The organism is Psychrobacter sp. P11F6 (assembly GCF_001435295.1).
Taxonomy (GTDB): Bacteria; Pseudomonadota; Gammaproteobacteria; order Pseudomonadales; family Moraxellaceae; genus Psychrobacter.
In genome coordinates this window covers 1,064,661-1,080,939 of sequence record NZ_CM003594.1, presented here as the reverse complement: position 1 = coordinate 1,080,939, position 16,279 = coordinate 1,064,661, and the positions used below count along the sequence as shown (strand labels likewise).

The window sequence follows — 16,279 nt, the reverse complement described above, 5'->3', positions numbered from 1 at the left end:
TGATAAATATTTCAAAAAACAGCTGAGCAGAGACACAAAAACTGTCATATATATGATCACACAACTTCTTTAAGCATTAATCATCAAATATATTGTTCTAAGGGCGATAATTTGCTAAGATAACCGGCTTTACACGTTAACGCTGTTTAATTATTCCAAACAGTTTTGACGCTTGCGATGCTCTATTGCTAATTTAGGTGCCTTTAATAACAGATAGGTACTTTAATATTAGACATCGACATCATGTTTGGCGAGACGGCTGCTCGTTACCGATGATGGTTAAACCCTTTTTTATTGTAATCCACATCCACATTCATATTTTTATCTGTCTTTATCAAGGAGATTCGCGTGGCTAATACTGCACAAGCTCGTAAACGCGCCCGTCAAAACACCAAACGTCGTCAGAACTCTGCGTCACAACGCTCTATGGTTCGTACTTACTTAAAACGTGTTGATGCGGCTATCGCAGCTAAAGATTATGACGCGGCTACCGAAGCTTACAAAAAAGCGGTACCAGTTCTTGATCGTATGGCTGACAAAGGTATTATTCATAAGAATAAAGCTGCTCGTCGTAAGAGCCGCCTGAACAAAACTATCAAAGGCCTACAAGCTTAAGATTGTTAACGTTTAGACCACATCTCGCCTTTATAGCGTGATGACTAAAACCTTGTTACTAGTTCTAATACTGGGGCAAGGTTTTTTTATGTCTGATCAAAAAATGAGTAGTAATCTTTTAAATAGTATCTAGATTAAATAGTATTTAGATCCATTTTACTTCTGGTGGTAAGAGCAATGTATTAGGATGAAAGCCGGCAGCACGGTAGTCTTCTAATAAAGTATGAATCGGGCGCACATACACTTCACCGCGCCAAACGAAGTGTGCACTGGCTTGTTCAAACGGCTTATCATCAAACCACAAAAACACGCCTTCCATCATCTTTGGCCAATCATTCCAATCAATCTCGACCACATCAAACATCACTGCTAAAAAAGCAGATAATAAAGTATCATGACTGACGGCAAGCATGAGATGCCCTTGCTGCGGCTGATGTTGATAAAACAGTGATAAAATATCGAGACCGCCTTGGTAAGCGTTTTTGGTACCTTCAAGATTGCCTTGCAAAAATCGATTGATAAAGTTGAGCACGCCAATTTCTTTAAATACTGGATTTGCTATTTCAGGCTCAGTCACTAAGCTACCAGGCTCGACCAACAATGACTGATGATTAATATCACGTTGTAGTCCCGCACCTGCTTGCATCAGCTGCGCCGTGTCAATACAGCGTCCAATCGGACTTGAGATACTGTCTACATCAAGCGAGTACGGTAAATGCCCTGCCAACCAACGCCCCCACGACTTCGCTAGTACTCGACCTTTAGGTGTTAGTGGTAATTGATAACTGGCAAAACCATTGCCATCAGAGCGTTCACGTAAGGAATGTCTGGTAAATAAAATAAGCCGTTTATCTTCAGGCAATAAGCTGACTGAGGAAATCATACTATCAGGCAAGTGCGAAGGCGCCGGAGCACTTGGAGTATGACTCGCAAGCTTTTCAGCAGACAGTTTTGAGGGATTGTTATTGAGATATTTGCTCATGGTAGCAAGCGTAGCAGATTTTTTGATATGAATGAACAAAATATCAGTTCAATTGTAATATTGCTTACGAGTCTAGGCGGTTAGACTTTAAAATAAGCGCTATTTTATATTCACTATTTTAAAAAATACGAATCAAGGTGACAAATAACTAAAAAGATATTTACTTTCAAGAGGCTAAAATTACTTAGCCGATATCAATGACTTTGTCCCACGCAAATGCTAATGCAGTGCTGCTCACCTCATTTGGATACGCACGTGGATTGACAATGATTCGTGTATTACCAATACGGTAATCAAATGCTTCGTGTGTATGTCCATGCACCCATAGTATTGGCGCCCAATCTTCATGCATCCAGCCAGACAAATCACTGACAAAAGCTGCGTTACTTGGTAGATTCGCATACTTCTCAGAAACCGATAATGGACTGATACTATGATGACTCATCACAACAGTTTTTTTGCCAAGTGTTCTGGCGGTGATCAATGCTTGCTTTAACCATTGACGCTGCTTAGCATGGATTTGCATCGATACTTCAGGTGAAAAAAGCTCGCCTCCAGCATAGATTTGTTTATAGTCACGCATAAAGCGCATAGCAGCAGCTATAGTATCTTCATTGGCCTGATATTGGTAATCTGTCCATAAAGTACAACCTAGGATACGTATGTCACCAATATCAATATGTTGACACTGTAGAAAACGGACGCCTTGCTGCGACTGGGCGTTATAATTATCCCAAGTCGCAAGCTTTTTATCAAAATGTAGCACATCTTCATTAAAGTATTCATGATTGCCAGCTATCGTAATCACAGGCACTTGCAAACGTGCTGCCTGCTCTTGTAGCCATGGCATACCACTATCACTGTTAGCTGTATCGCCCGCGACTAATACCACGTCTGCATCAGTTTTGGGAATATGCCCTAGCGGATGTGACTGACGCGCATAACTGTCAATATGTAAGTCACTTAAAATCTGTAATTTCATAAGCTCTAATATCATTAAATAAACGTAAATAGTTTAGCACTTTTTGATATACCCGCAAAAATTAAAAAAAGACAGCGGATTAGGCTGTCTTTTTTATCATGCTGACACTATAAAATTCTAAACGCCTTTCAAATATCCAAATATTTTATAAGTATCTAAATACCTTGGAGTATCTTTTGTAATTTAGCCGCAGGATCTGCTGCCTGAGTAATTGAACGACCAATCACCAAATAATCAGAACCATCGTCTAACGCCTGTTTTGGCGTACAAATACGTTTTTGATCATCTGCATTGTCGTCTAGCAAGCGAATACCAGGGGTAATCAATTTAAAATCCTGACCACATAGTGTCTTAAGCGTTTTAGCTTCTTGCGCTGAACAGACCACACCATCAAGACCCGCTTGCTTGGTTAATTGTGCCAATCGACTCACTTGCGCATCTAGACCATCGGTAATACCTGTTTGCATCAATGCTTGATTATCCATAGAGGTCAGCACGGTGACGGCTATCAGCAAGGTATCAAAATTACCGTCTAACAAGCGCTGTTTAGCCAATGACATCGCCTCTAAGCCCGCGCTGGCATGCACATTCACCATCCATACGCCAAGCTCAGCTGCCGCTAGTACCGCTTGAGCGGTAGTATTAGGAATATCATGGAATTTCAAGTCTAGAAATACGTCAAAATTACGCTGATGTAGCACCTTAATTATCTCAGGACCACAGCGAGTAAATAGCTCTTTACCCACTTTTAAGCGGCATGATGTTGGATCTAACTGATCAGCTAATGCTATCGATGCCTCCATCGTCATATTATCTAAGGCAACGATGACTGGGGAATTCATTGTATTATTCATGGTTTTACCATATCTATATCAGAATTATCAAAACACTATATATGGACTGCTCATAGATCAGTACAAAATATAATTTAGTCTCGTTTTTGTTTGGTAAGTTTCGCGCCTTCATCTACAGTAAGTACTTCTGCGTCTTGCACTTGCACATTGGTTGCTATCGAACCATAAACAGCTTCTTCCACCGTTGGTGCACTTGCTTGGCGATCAATGACAGCATTGGCTTGTGTCAGTTGCGCTTGCAAATTCACATTCGCTTTTTGCAAACGCGAGATTTCCCACTTATTCTGTAAGACACGGAAGATAAGCAGTGCCAACAAGATGCCAATAACAATACCAAGCATAAGGCATAAAATCAGCAGCAATCCTAGATTCATCGTCGGTGCTTGCGAGAATAATAAATTTACGCCAACTTCGGTATTATTTGCCAACACCAAACCAAGTGAATAAGCAAAGCTCAAAAACAGCAATACAAATAGTAAAAAGCGCATGAGACGTCTACCTCGATTTGGAATGTCGTTAGTGTTTTAAAAATAGCACTCTAAAACCTTCATCAACCCATACATTTATATGCTTATAAAATCACTAGTGATAAGTTCTAGAAAAAGTAGCTGGCAAGCACTCTTGTTGGCAATTTTACCCAATAAATACTTTATAACACACTTAGCTATTTGCTACTGTATCATTGACTGCTTCACGTAATGCTTTACCTGGTTTAAAGTGCGGTATCGCTTTGGCAGGTACAGGTACGCTTTCTCCTGTTTTAGGATTTCGACCCATACGGGCACGACGATGGTGCAGACAAAAACTGCCAAAACCACGAACTTCTACGCGTCCATCATTGGCTAACGTATCGGTCATCAAGTTTAATATTTCACGTACTGCATCATCGACTACAGTATCAGTCATATTGTCACAGTTCGCACTTAAATTACTAATAAATTCGGACTTGTTAATCGCTTGCTGCATTATTACGCTTGCCTTGTTGATTAATGGATAAGATGACTGTGAATTGGACCATCATTTTCGATAGCTGGTTACTTTTAAGACAAGCTATACATCAAGATCATAAGGATAAATAGCCATTCACTAAAATAATCTCAGTGTCTTAAATAAGTAATAATTCACATCTCGTTACTCAATGTTGCAAATGATAGCGGATATTACGGTAAATGGAAATAAGAGTTTGCCTGTTTGAGCAAAAACCTCATTGATTAATAGTACACTTAAAATTTAAGCAAAAAAAAAGCGACCATAGTCGCTTCTTTTATAATCTTATATCAGTAACGTGCAGCTTACTGCATTTGCTCTTTGATCAAGTCACCAATTGTTTTTGGCTGTGCATCAGAACTGGCAGTAGTACTAGTCGTGCTAGTGCTGCTTAGCTCTTTAATCGCTTGACGCTCTTCAGCTTCGTCTTTCGCTTTGATAGACAAGTTGATGTTGCGAGTTTTACGATCAACACTGATGATTTTCGCTTCAACGTCATCACCAACGCTCAAATGCTTAGTCGCATCTTCAACACGGTCACGTTGAATTTCAGAGGCACGTAGATACGCTTCAACTTCGTCAGCAAGCTCGATAGTAGCGCCTTTAGCATCTACTTCTTTTACTTTACCATTAACGATAGCACCGCGGTCATTGTTGACTAGGTATTCGTTGAATGGATCAGAGCTTAACTGCTTCACGCCTAGGCTGATACGGTTTGCTTCTGCATCTACTGACAATACCATTGCTTCAACGGTGTCGCCTTTATTGTAGTTACGGATAGCGTCTTCGCCAGTTTCGTTCCAAGAGATATCAGATAGATGAACAAGACCATCAATACCACCGTCTAGACCGATAAAGATACCGAAGTCAGTGATTGATTTGATCGTACCAGTGATTTTATCACCGCGCTCATGTTTCTTATCAAACTCATCCCATGGGTTAGCAAGAGTTTGTTTGATACCTAAGCTGATACGACGACGCTCTTCATCGATATCAAGAATCATTACTTCAACTTCATCGCCCACTTGAACAACTTTTGATGGGTGGATGTTTTTGTTGGTATGATCCATTTCTGACACGTGTACTAGACCTTCAATACCTTCAGAAATCTCAGCGAAACAACCATAATCAGTTAAGTTGGTTACGCGTGCTTTAACCACACTACCTACTGGGTATGTGCCGCCAACGTTATCCCAAGGATCAGTACCAAGTTGTTTTAGACCTAGGCTAACGCGATTGCGCTCACGGTCAAACTTCAATACTTTAACTTTTAGGTCTTGACCAACTTCAACAACTTCAGATGGATGCTTGATACGGCGCCATGCCATGTCAGTGATGTGCAATAGACCATCGATACCACCTAGATCAACGAATGCGCCGTAATCAGTAAGGTTCTTAACGATACCTTCGATCTCGATGCCTTCTTCAAGCTTGTTCAATAGCTCTTCGCGCTCAGCTGAATTTTCAGCTTCCATAACTGCACGACGGCTAACAACAACGTTGTTGCGTTTTTGATCAAGTTTGATAACTTTGAATTCTAGCTCTTTGCCTTCAAGATGCGTGGTGTCACGGATAGGACGTACATCTACCAATGAACCTGGTAGGAACGCGCGTACTGAACCGATATCAACGGTAAAGCCACCTTTAACTTTGCTTGAGATGATACCTTTTACGATTTCATCATTATCAGCGATTTTTTCAAGGAAGTTCCAAGTTTCAACACGCTTAGCTTTTTCACGTGAAAGCAAGGTTTGACCCATGCCGTTATCAACCGCTTCAACCACGACATCAACGCTATCGCCAACTTCAACTTCAAGTTCGCCTTCTTCGCTTAAAAACTCTTCACGAGCGACGATACCTTCAGATTTCAGACCAGTATCAACAGTGATCCAGTCGTTATCAATGGCCACAACAGTACCAGTGATAACCGAGCCACGCTCGATATCCAGACCTGTTTCTTCGATGCTCGCTTCAAATAGTTCAGCAAATGATTCCATTATGTCTACCTTTGTATAGCCGTATCCTGTCCAGCACAGTACGGATCAAATTTATGATTGCATAAAACGAGAATACTGGTTTTATATCCCATACAACCATATATAAAAACGTTTGTTGTTAGTAAGCACATAACTTATTAAACTCACTAGCAACAACTGTCTTATATTGCAATGCCTTATACTTTTAAATCTCTATGATTTAGAAAGAATATTTTTATCACTCTCTAGAGATTATTAGCGTCTACTACTGTGATTTTATACTAAAATCAAGCGTATAGGAAACTTTTTCATACTTACTAACTTGTTTTTATTAACTATTAAAGAAAATACCTTTATCCTGACAATGTCTTTTCACTTGTGCATAAACTGCATCAGCATCTAAGTTAGAGCTATCTAGTAGTAGAGCATCTTCTGCAGGCTTTGATGGTGCAGTCGACCGATTCTCATCACGATCATCACGAGCTTTAATTGTCGCTAGAATCATTTCAAAATCTGCCGTCTGACCAGCATTTATTAACTGTGTTACGCGGCGCTCGGCACGCGCTTCAGCACTGGCAGTCAAATACACTTTTACATCCGCATCTGGGAACACAACCGTCCCCATATCGCGACCATCAGCGACCAATCCAGAACGAGTTGCCATATCTTGTTGCAACTTTAGTAATGCTTGACGAACTTTTGGAAATACTGCTACTTGTGATGCATAGCCGCCCACGGTTTCATTACGAACTTGCTCACCAACCGCCTCACCATTCACTAAAACATCAACACGTCCTGATGCATTGTTAGGTACAAAAGCAATCTCTAGGCGCTGCGTTAGTGCTAATACAGCCAACTCGTCAATGGCTTGGCTTCCGTCTGCCGCAACTAATCCCGCTTCAAATGCTTTGAGTCCAACGATACGATACAGAGCACCTGAATCTAGCAGTTGATAATTCAATGCTTGGGCCAAACGCCACGTCACCGTACCTTTACCTGCCCCACTTGGTCCATCAATGCAGATAACTGGATAGCGCAACACTGGCGCTTGGTTATCATTACTGCCAGCACTAAAGTTATCAAGTATAGCGTTATCAGCTGTAGAAACGGTCATAATACTCACTTAATAGTAGACGATACTGATACGGCTTAATGCATGCTAGCTGCAGAACAATATTTACTTATTTATCAAACGCTTGACAATTAATTCATCATTTCGTCATCAAATAGGGCGATATTATAGCAAAGAAACTTACCCATCACTAGCAGCAAGACTGATATCTTGTTAATTGCTTATATTGTCTTTCTTTTTTGCCGCTTTTCGTCGTTCACGGAAAAAGGTCTTAAGCATCTGGCTGCTATGCTCACGACATAAGCCATTATGTACTTCGATAGCATGATTATAAAAAGGCTGCATAGGTAAGTTCATCTGACTGCCAACCATGCCTGCTCTTGGCTCACTCGCTGCATAGACCAATCTATCGACCCGCGCATGAATGAGCGCTCCGATACACATCGTACAAGGCTCTAAGGTAACGTATAACGTTGTCTGTAATGGTAAGCGATAGTTTTTTAAGCGCGCACACGCTTCTCTTAATGCGACAATCTCTGCATGAGCAGTCGCATCGTGACGACCAATTGGTTCATTAAATCCTTGACCAATAATCTGCTGATTATGTACCAGTATCGCTCCTACCGGCACTTCTCCACGCTCAGCACCTTGCCTAGCAAGTTTAAGAGCTATGTTCATCCAGCTCATATCTTGAAGTGACCAAAATGTGCTGGCTTGCATATCTTCAATAACTAACTGACTATTTGCAGTTGGATGTGGCTTCAAGCTTATATTTTGTCTATGTTTCATTTATTTTGACAACTATTGCGGTAATTGCCAATCGATAGGCGTTTGCCCATACTGTACCAGATAATCATTGGTCTTAGAAAACGGCTTGGAACCAAAGAATCCACCACGATTGGCAGCAAGTGGTGATGGATGTACAGCTGTCAGAATAAGATGCTTATCAGTATTGATATATTTGCCTTTTTTCTGTGCTTTACTGCCCCACAATATAAATACGGTATGTTCTGTTTGTTCATTAACCACATCAATCACCGCATCGGTAAACTGCTCCCAGCCTTTATTTTGATGACTATTTGGCTCACTTTCTCGCACGGTCAGAGAGCTATTTAATAGCAAAACTCCTTGCTGCGCCCAGTAAGTCAGGTCGCCATGTTTTGAAGGTGCGATACCAACGTCACTCGCCATCTCTTTTAACAAATTATTAAGTGAGGGTGGCTTTGGAATGGCTTTGGGCACCGAAAACGATAAGCCCATTGCCTGACCTGGTCCATGATAAGGATCTTGACCTAGTATCACGACTTTAACTTGTGATAAAGGGGTCAGGTTTAACGCGTTAAATATTAAGGGTGCTGGCGGATAGATACTGTTTTCTGATTGATAGGCTTCTTTTAAAAACGCACGCAAGTCGTCCATATTGTTAGAAGTTAACTCGTCTGCTAATGCCGTTTTCCAATCTTCTGGCAAGCGTACATTGTCTAAAATTGCTTGTTTTTGCGCTGGCGATTTTGGCATTTGTTCATCGAATAATTCCATAGTATGTCCTGTTATATTTGTTATCGATTAGATAAATATCGAATGGGGGGCGTGAACCAATCTCGCACATGAATGAGAGCTCGTGATTTCATGCGTTGGTTTTGTTATGAATTATAGCAATAAAAAAACGGCTACCACAGTAACATGGTAACCGTTGTTATTACATTAGTAGCAAAAACTTAGCTGGCGAGTGACTCAGAGTCTGGATGTGGCTCATGAGTCTCAACGACCGTCAAGATAATGCGACTATCTGCTGATCCTTTATCTGTAGACTTATAATCCGTCTTACCACTGTACTTATCAAGCTTAACAGAATCACCATCTTGCTCATCATTAGCTTCAGGCTCTAAGGTAAGATGTACTACCCCGCCATTGACCAAATCACCAAACAAAATCATACTTGCTAATGACTTTTTGATCTCATCTTGAATCAGACGCTGCATTGGGCGTGCACCCATTAGGCGATCATAGCCTTTGTGAGCCAAGTAATCGCGTACTTCGTCATCAATCTCTAAGGTGACTTGTTTATCATCAAGCTGAACTTGTAGCTCAACCAAGAATTTATCAACCACAGATACCACCACGGAGGTATCTAATGGGTTAAATTGGATGATGGCATCTAAACGGTTACGGAACTCTGGCGTAAAGACACGTTTGAGCGACTCCGTATTATCACGGCTATGGTCTTGCTGAGTAAAGCCCATTGAAGAGCGGCTAATACTATCAGCACCAACGTTGGTCGTCATAATCACAATGACTTGCTTAAAAATAGCCACACGACCATTGTTATCAGTCAACGTACCATGATCCATGACTTGCAGTAACAAGTTGAAGACATCAGGGTGCGCTTTTTCAATCTCATCAAGCAATAACACACAATGTGGATGTTGATTGATTTTTTCAGTCAACAAACCACCTTGATCATAACCGACATAGCCAGGAGGCGCACCAATCAGACGTGAAGCAGTATGGGCTTCCATATATTCCGACATATCAAAACGAACCAGTTCTACGCCTAACAAATTTGCCAATTGACGTGAAACTTCGGTTTTACCCACCCCAGTAGGACCGGCAAACATAAACGAGCCGATAGGCTTATCTGGTGCTTTGAGACCGGCACGCGATAGCTTAATGGCGTCGGCTAAGGTTTCAATTGCCTCATCTTGACCAAACACTAAATGCTTAAGATCACGATCTAAGTGCTGAAGAATACTCTTATCATCACTTGATACTGACTTGGGGGGAATACGTGCAAGCTTGGCAACAATCGCCTCAATATCCGCCACATCGATTTTCATCGGTGGTTTTTTCTTAGCTTTGGCACTTCTTGGTTCACTGAACGATTTGGCACGATCATTGGCTTTTGCAGTTTCCGCTTCATCCTGCATTTCGCTATCGCTATACGTATCGCCATCGAGACCCTCAACATCGGCATCAATCTGAGCATCAAAGTCTTGCTCTATATCCGCAATGAAGCTTTCTTCTGCATCAATATCATCAGCATCAGGAATTACGCCTAAACGCTTATAGGCACCTGCTTCGTCAATCACATCAATCGCTTTATCTGGTAAGAAACGCTCGTGAATATGCTTAGCAGATAATTGAACGGCGGTGACCAACGCTTCATCGGTATATTCGACGTTATGAAATTCCTCATAACGAGGCTTCAGACCGCGTAAAATATCAATTGTATCATCGACACTCGGCTCTTTGACATCAATCTTCTGGAAGCGACGTGACAGTGCATGGTCTTTTTCAAACACTTGACGGTATTCGGTAAAGGTGGTTGAGCCGATACAGCGCAGCTCACCATTAGCAAGTGCTGGCTTAATCAAGTTTGATACGTCCATATTGCTACTCATTGACGACCCTGCGCCAATAATCATATGAATCTCATCAATAAATAGGATTGCATTGGGCTTTTTCTTTAGCGCATCAAGCAGTGACTTCATGCGTTTTTCAAAATCACCACGGTATTTAGTACCAGCGATTAATGAGCCGATATCAAGGCTATAAATCACGCAGCCATTCAATGGTTTCGGTGCTTTATCATTAATAATCAACCACGCCAAACCTTCAGCAATCGAGGTTTTACCGACGCCTGGCTCACCAACCAACAACGGGTTATTTTTACGGCGACGGCATAATACTTGCGCGGCGCGCTCAATTTCAGGGCCACGTCCAATTAATGGATCCGTCTTACCTTCAGCCGCACGCTGGTTTAGGTTGGTCGCAAACTCAACCAAGGGATCCTTACTGGTTTTTTCTGAGGCACTACGGCGTTCACCCGTCATAGAAGCACGTGGCTCAGATGGCTCGTCTTTATCTTGACCATGTGATAAGTATTGGGTCAACTCAAGACGACTAATACCCTGCTTTTTGAGCAAATAAACGGCATAAGTATCGTGCTCTGAAAACATAGACACTAAAATGTCTGAGCCTTCAACAAGGCGACCACCGCCAATAGATTGCACATGGAAAATAGCACGCTGCAGAATACGATCAAAGCTTTGGGTTGGCTGCGGTGACTGCTCGGTGTCTGCGTCTACCGTTGGCGTATGCTTATTTATATAAGCTTCTAACTCGGTGCGCAGCGTTGAAACATTGGCATTACAGGCAGTTAATGTATTGGCAGCGTGAGTATTCTCTAATAACGCCAATAATAGATGCTCAACAGTGAGGTACTCATGCGATTTTTGGCGCGCAAGTGTCATTGCTAAACGCAAAGAAACTTCAAGATGACGACTTAACATAACGACTTCCTACGGTTATACCTATCTTTATAATTGATAGCTTTATGAATGAGTTAGTAAGTAAATCAGGGCGACAGATGGATTGTTCAAGGGCTAAATCTGTATTATCAAAAGACAGCGCTAAATGATATTGACCATGTATTACTCAAGTAGCAATGCTATCTACTTATCACCAATTAAGCGTTTTGATCACTCATACTTGCTTTTCTTTATCTCAACACGATACTTAAGAAGAGTCAATCTATTAACACAGACTAAAATGTATCAAGGCGTACTGCGCATCAATATTTATAGTAACGAAATAGCATGAAAGCTTCAAAAGCTGAGCAAATAAAGGAGAAATGGGTAATAGAATAATAGATGAGAGAGTGAAGGATACAAGTGACTTTTTTAAGCCATCAACTGATTAAATTATAGAAAAATTCAAGTTAATAGGATGACTAGAAAATGATACGAGTGCAGCAATCATTTCTATAAAATTTAGACAGCTGTTTGATGTGATGACTTAATATAGATAAGGGTATATTAAAGAAAAATCAAGGTTAGGAAGTTTTTATAATAAAGAATTTATGAGTGACTGCTTGGATACAGAGTGCCTATCAAGCTCACAATGAGCGGTTTTTAGAGCTTGAAAGGGTTTCTAAACGATAAAACCATTGAAAATAATAAGATAAAAACACGAAAAGAAGATAGAACTTTAAATTCATATTTACGCTATTTTCTTATTCGCCTTGATGTGGCTCAATCTGGGTCAATAATGGATAGCCTTCACGATGTGCCAGACTGTTTACCTTTTTGGCTTTGGTCTCAGCGATATCTTTAGGATAGATACCAGCAATGCCTTTGCTACTGTTGTGAATCGTCAGCATAACTTCGACTGCCGAATCCATACTATGACGAAATTCAGACTGTAAAATATAAACAACGAACTCCATCGGCGTATAATTATCATTATACATAACGACGGCATACATAGGCGGCTTAGCCACTTCTGGCTCTGCTACCAATACATCTGCTTGTGGTGAGGTCTCGCCGTCCGTATCACCATCTTGTGCACGATGAGCAGGTATGGTTGGAAAGTGCCAATCAGCAACAGTTGGCAACGCTTGCAATAGGGTTTGTTTTATCATAATTGGCATACAAATTAATGGTTATATTTATAACAGAATAAAGAGCGCTAACAGAGGTTGGCAAATGCAATGCTTATTATAGCGCTCTTAAATATGAATAGATTAAGGCTCAATCGGACTTTCGTCGACTTCAGGTAAATCTAAAAGTGATAGCGGCATATTATCAACTCGCTCGCCAAGCTTCCAATCATAGAGCTGCTCCACTTGTTGCCCGCCAGCTAGTAAGCTGAGTTTGACTTGTAACGGTTTAAAGCCTGATGGCATCATGAAACGACCACGAATACGAACGATACCTTCAATGGTATAAACTGGAGGATCTAGCGGCACCTCTACAAAATCATCGTCATTGAGCAACGTCAACGTTGGCTTTAGGCGTTTGGCTTTGCCATCGCTAGCAAGCATGCCTATATCGAAACCATATTCGAAGGCATTTTCAGGTAACGGCTCAATCTTTGCTGCTATTACTTGTAAAGGCATGCCGCCTTTGTCACGAAGGACATCAGCATATAATTCATTCAGTTGAGAGACTTGTCTATTCTCAACCGTTAATTCTTGCTGGTTTTCACGCAACTCTTTGATATTAGCCAAGCTAATCGCCAGCTCTTGCTTAGCAGTAGCCGCTTGATTGGCCGCTATTTTATGACTAAGACGTAAATCTTCAAGCGCTTCTGTTGCCTCAGTGCTATTGATCATCGCTTGCTTGGTTTCAGTTTGCATAGAATGAAAGCCACGCTGATATCCTAATTTATGACCGAATATCAATCCAACAATGGCAGTCACCAATATGACAACGACAAAGAGAGCCAACACCAATGTGGATGCCCCTTGTTGGGTACCACCTACCTTAGTTACTGAACTAGCATTGGTTTTAAGAGAATGCGGACTACGCTCTAAATGATACAAATCAGAGTCTTTGCACGATGAAAGTGCGGGCTGTGAGCAAAAGCGTCGTACAAGCTTGACACGCATTTAGACAATATCTCTTAACAGTAATGGCAATATTATAGCGGAATTTATAATCAATACCTAGCACCATAAATGTGAATGATTTGACCACAGCTAAACATCTGCTACGGAACAATAGGTGCAAAGTTTAGACCCATTGTTTCATCGAATCCGAACATGACATTCATATTTTGTACCGCTTGTCCTGCTGCCCCTTTTACCAAATTGTCTTGTACGACAATCACTGTCAATTCCGCACGTTCATTGTCTTGATGTACAGCAATACGTAAACGGTTACTGGCGCGGACACTACGGGTATCTGGATAAATACCTTTTGGCATGACATCAATAAACGCCTCTGATTCATAGCATGTTTCAAATATCTGCTGCCAATCAATAGCAGCACCCGCATCCGTCAGCTCAAGATGAATAGAGCTCAGCATGCCACGTATCATCGGCACAAGGTGCGGTAAAAAACGAATGCGATGGGTGAACTGACTGTCTAATAACTGCGCCACGCCTTGCTCAATCTCGGGCAGGTGACGATGTCCTTCAACGCTATAAGCTTTAAAGTTATCAGTAGTTTCAGCATAATTAAGCGCAAGTGAAGCTTGGCGACCAGCGCCAGAAACACCAGACTTTGCATCGATAACGATGCGTGATTCCACCAATCTCTCTGCTTGCTTATTTTGCATATCGATTATTGGTTTCAAACCCAAAATAGCAGTGGTCGGATAACAACCAGGATTACCGACGACTAAAGCAGTGGCAAGTTTATCGCGATTCACTTCAGGTAAACCATAAACAGCTGTCTTTAGTAGCTCAGGACAAGCATGCGACTGCTGATACCAGTGTTCAAAATCGGACAGTGACTGCAAACGAAAATCAGCAGCCAAATCAATGACTTTCACACCAGCTTGCGTTAGCGCCTCTGCTTGCTTCATCGCTACGCCATGTGGAGTGGCAAAAAAGACCACATCACACTTTTGCAGCGTTGCAAGCGTCTCATCGCCCAAGTCGCTAAAGACAATATCTGATATACCGCGTAAGCTTGGAAATATCTCATCAGCGCGTGTACCAGCTTCGCTACGCGAGGTTAGCAAATCAATAGATACTTCAGGATGCGCAGATAACAAGCGAATCAGCTCAATACCCGTATAACCTGTGCCACCAACAATCGCTGCTGAAATCATAAGATATTCCTTTTTATTTTACTTGGTAAATATCAGTGTTTGTTAAACAAATCTTAGATAGAAAGCTCGCTTATATGCCTGAACTTTGTCATTTTTAGATTCAAGCGGCTTTAGATTTTATAATCGTGCACCGCATCGATAAATACTTTGGCATTGTCAGGATTGACCCACTGTGTAATACCATGACCTAAGTTTGCTATATAACCCGTTTTTTCGCCGCTTGCATAAGCACTATCAAGCATTGCATTTACTTCAGCACGAATCGTCGCAGGTGAACCATACAATGTTGCTGGATCCAAGTTGCCTTGAATGGCTTTACTACTCTGTAGTTTTTTATGCTGTTTGGTCAATTGACGCTGACTTTCAGCCAATACTTGGCGTGCACGATCAATGGGCATCGTCCAATCCAACCCTAAAACATCGGCCTGACTATCTGCTTGCACATCCAACCATAACCCACCGCCTTTGGTAAATAATACCACTGGTATCTGCGGATGGCGTACTTTTAATTCAGCGACAATACGCTTATTATAAGCATGAGAAAAATCGATAAACTGACGATGGCCAAGCGCCCCGCCCCAACTATCAAAAATCTGTAAAATTTGAGCACCAGCGACCACCTGTGCATCTAGATAATCAATGACAGAAGTGGCTAATTTATCTAATAATTGATGCAAAAAATCAGGGTTGCTATACAAAAAGCCTTTAGTATAACGATAGTCTTTTGAGCTGCCGCCTTCAATCATGTAGGTGGCCAATGTCCATGGACTACCAGAGAAACCAAATAACGGCACTTGACCATTTAGTGCTTTGCGGATGCTCGTCACCGCACGCATGACATAATCAAGAGAATCATTGGGTTCAAGTACTGGCAATCTATCTAAGTCTGCTTGCGTACGAATAGGATGTTTAAACTTAGGGCCTTCGCCCGCCTCAAAGTATAAGCCCAATCCCATAGCGTCAGGTATGGTCAAAATATCACTAAATAAGATAGCAGCATCTAAATCATAACGGCGTAGTGGCTGTAAAGTAACTTCAGTGGCGCGGTCCGTATCTTTACACAGGCTCATAAAGTCGCCCGCTTCTGCACGAGTGGCCTTATATTCTGGTAAATAACGACCAGCTTGACGCATCATCCAGACTGGCGTGGTGTCTATCGTCTCAAAGCGTAATGCCCGTAACAATCTGTCGTTCTTTAAAGGCGCAAACTCTTGCTGAATCGAGTTACTATTGTCTGAAGCACTCATGTAC

15 protein-coding genes are annotated in these 16,279 nt (G+C 41.6%); 1 reads left to right on the top strand and 14 read right to left on the bottom strand.

Annotation, left to right across the window (positions count from 1 at the left end):
- Positions 1 to 348 precede the first annotated feature (348 nt).
- On the top strand, positions 349 to 615 hold the full coding sequence (gene rpsT / locus AK822_RS04500; protein WP_010200097.1) for a 30S ribosomal protein S20: 267 nt from the start codon (positions 349 to 351) through the stop codon (positions 613 to 615).
- Positions 616 to 760: 145 nt separating this feature from the next.
- Here rpsT and AK822_RS04495 read toward each other — a convergent pair whose 3' ends face one another.
- From AK822_RS04495 to hemE, 14 genes are all read right to left on the bottom strand, one after another.
- A complete protein-coding gene (locus AK822_RS04495; RefSeq protein WP_060492173.1) occupies positions 761 to 1,597 on the bottom strand; it encodes a histidine phosphatase family protein in 837 nt (278 codons plus the stop codon).
- A gap of 184 nt (positions 1,598 to 1,781) precedes the next feature.
- Positions 1,782 to 2,579, bottom strand: a complete 798-nt coding sequence (locus AK822_RS04490) for a metallophosphoesterase (protein WP_228139061.1) — start codon at positions 2,577 to 2,579, stop codon at positions 1,782 to 1,784.
- 155 nt (positions 2,580 to 2,734) lie between these two features.
- The gene (pyrF, locus tag AK822_RS04485) at positions 2,735 to 3,433 is read right to left on the bottom strand and encodes an orotidine-5'-phosphate decarboxylase (protein WP_060490714.1); all 699 of its coding nucleotides are present in this window, start codon (positions 3,431 to 3,433) and stop codon (positions 2,735 to 2,737) included.
- A gap of 74 nt (positions 3,434 to 3,507) precedes the next feature.
- Positions 3,508 to 3,921 carry a lipopolysaccharide assembly protein LapA domain-containing protein gene (locus AK822_RS04480; protein WP_060490713.1) on the bottom strand — a complete coding sequence of 138 codons (414 nt, stop codon included), beginning with the start codon at positions 3,919 to 3,921 and terminating at the stop codon, positions 3,508 to 3,510.
- 172 nt (positions 3,922 to 4,093) lie between these two features.
- The gene (locus AK822_RS04475; RefSeq protein WP_045445047.1) at positions 4,094 to 4,399 is read right to left on the bottom strand and encodes an integration host factor subunit beta; all 306 of its coding nucleotides are present in this window, start codon (positions 4,397 to 4,399) and stop codon (positions 4,094 to 4,096) included.
- Positions 4,400 to 4,725: 326 nt separating this feature from the next.
- Positions 4,726 to 6,417, bottom strand: a complete 1,692-nt coding sequence (rpsA, locus tag AK822_RS04470) for a 30S ribosomal protein S1 (protein WP_055124414.1) — start codon at positions 6,415 to 6,417, stop codon at positions 4,726 to 4,728.
- Between the two features lie 310 nt (positions 6,418 to 6,727).
- A complete protein-coding gene (gene cmk / locus AK822_RS04465; RefSeq protein ID WP_060490712.1) occupies positions 6,728 to 7,510 on the bottom strand; it encodes a (d)CMP kinase in 783 nt (260 codons plus the stop codon).
- A 171-nt stretch (positions 7,511 to 7,681) separates the two neighbouring features.
- Positions 7,682 to 8,257 (bottom strand): tRNA adenosine(34) deaminase TadA, encoded by a 576-nt coding sequence (tadA, locus tag AK822_RS04460; RefSeq protein ID WP_087945559.1) that lies wholly within the window; start codon positions 8,255 to 8,257, stop codon positions 7,682 to 7,684.
- A 12-nt stretch (positions 8,258 to 8,269) separates the two neighbouring features.
- Positions 8,270 to 9,007 carry a uracil-DNA glycosylase gene (locus tag AK822_RS04455; RefSeq protein ID WP_060490711.1) on the bottom strand — a complete coding sequence of 246 codons (738 nt, stop codon included), beginning with the start codon at positions 9,005 to 9,007 and terminating at the stop codon, positions 8,270 to 8,272.
- Positions 9,008 to 9,186: 179 nt separating this feature from the next.
- Positions 9,187 to 11,760, bottom strand: coding sequence for an AAA family ATPase (locus AK822_RS04450; protein ID WP_060490710.1), 2,574 nt, complete (start codon positions 11,758 to 11,760; stop codon positions 9,187 to 9,189).
- Positions 11,761 to 12,482: 722 nt separating this feature from the next.
- Positions 12,483 to 12,890: an ATP-dependent Clp protease adaptor ClpS gene (locus tag AK822_RS04445; protein WP_087814601.1), complete on the bottom strand. Its 408-nt coding sequence runs from the start codon at positions 12,888 to 12,890 to the stop codon at positions 12,483 to 12,485.
- 102 nt (positions 12,891 to 12,992) lie between these two features.
- A complete protein-coding gene (locus AK822_RS04440) occupies positions 12,993 to 13,859 on the bottom strand; it encodes a hypothetical protein (protein ID WP_060490709.1) in 867 nt (288 codons plus the stop codon).
- Between the two features lie 101 nt (positions 13,860 to 13,960).
- Positions 13,961 to 15,028 (bottom strand): N-acetyl-gamma-glutamyl-phosphate reductase, encoded by a 1,068-nt coding sequence (gene argC / locus AK822_RS04435; RefSeq protein ID WP_055124420.1) that lies wholly within the window; start codon positions 15,026 to 15,028, stop codon positions 13,961 to 13,963.
- A gap of 110 nt (positions 15,029 to 15,138) precedes the next feature.
- Positions 15,139 to 16,275, bottom strand: coding sequence for a uroporphyrinogen decarboxylase (hemE, locus tag AK822_RS04430; RefSeq protein WP_060490708.1), 1,137 nt, complete (start codon positions 16,273 to 16,275; stop codon positions 15,139 to 15,141).
- Between the last annotated feature and the right edge of the window lie 4 nt (positions 16,276 to 16,279).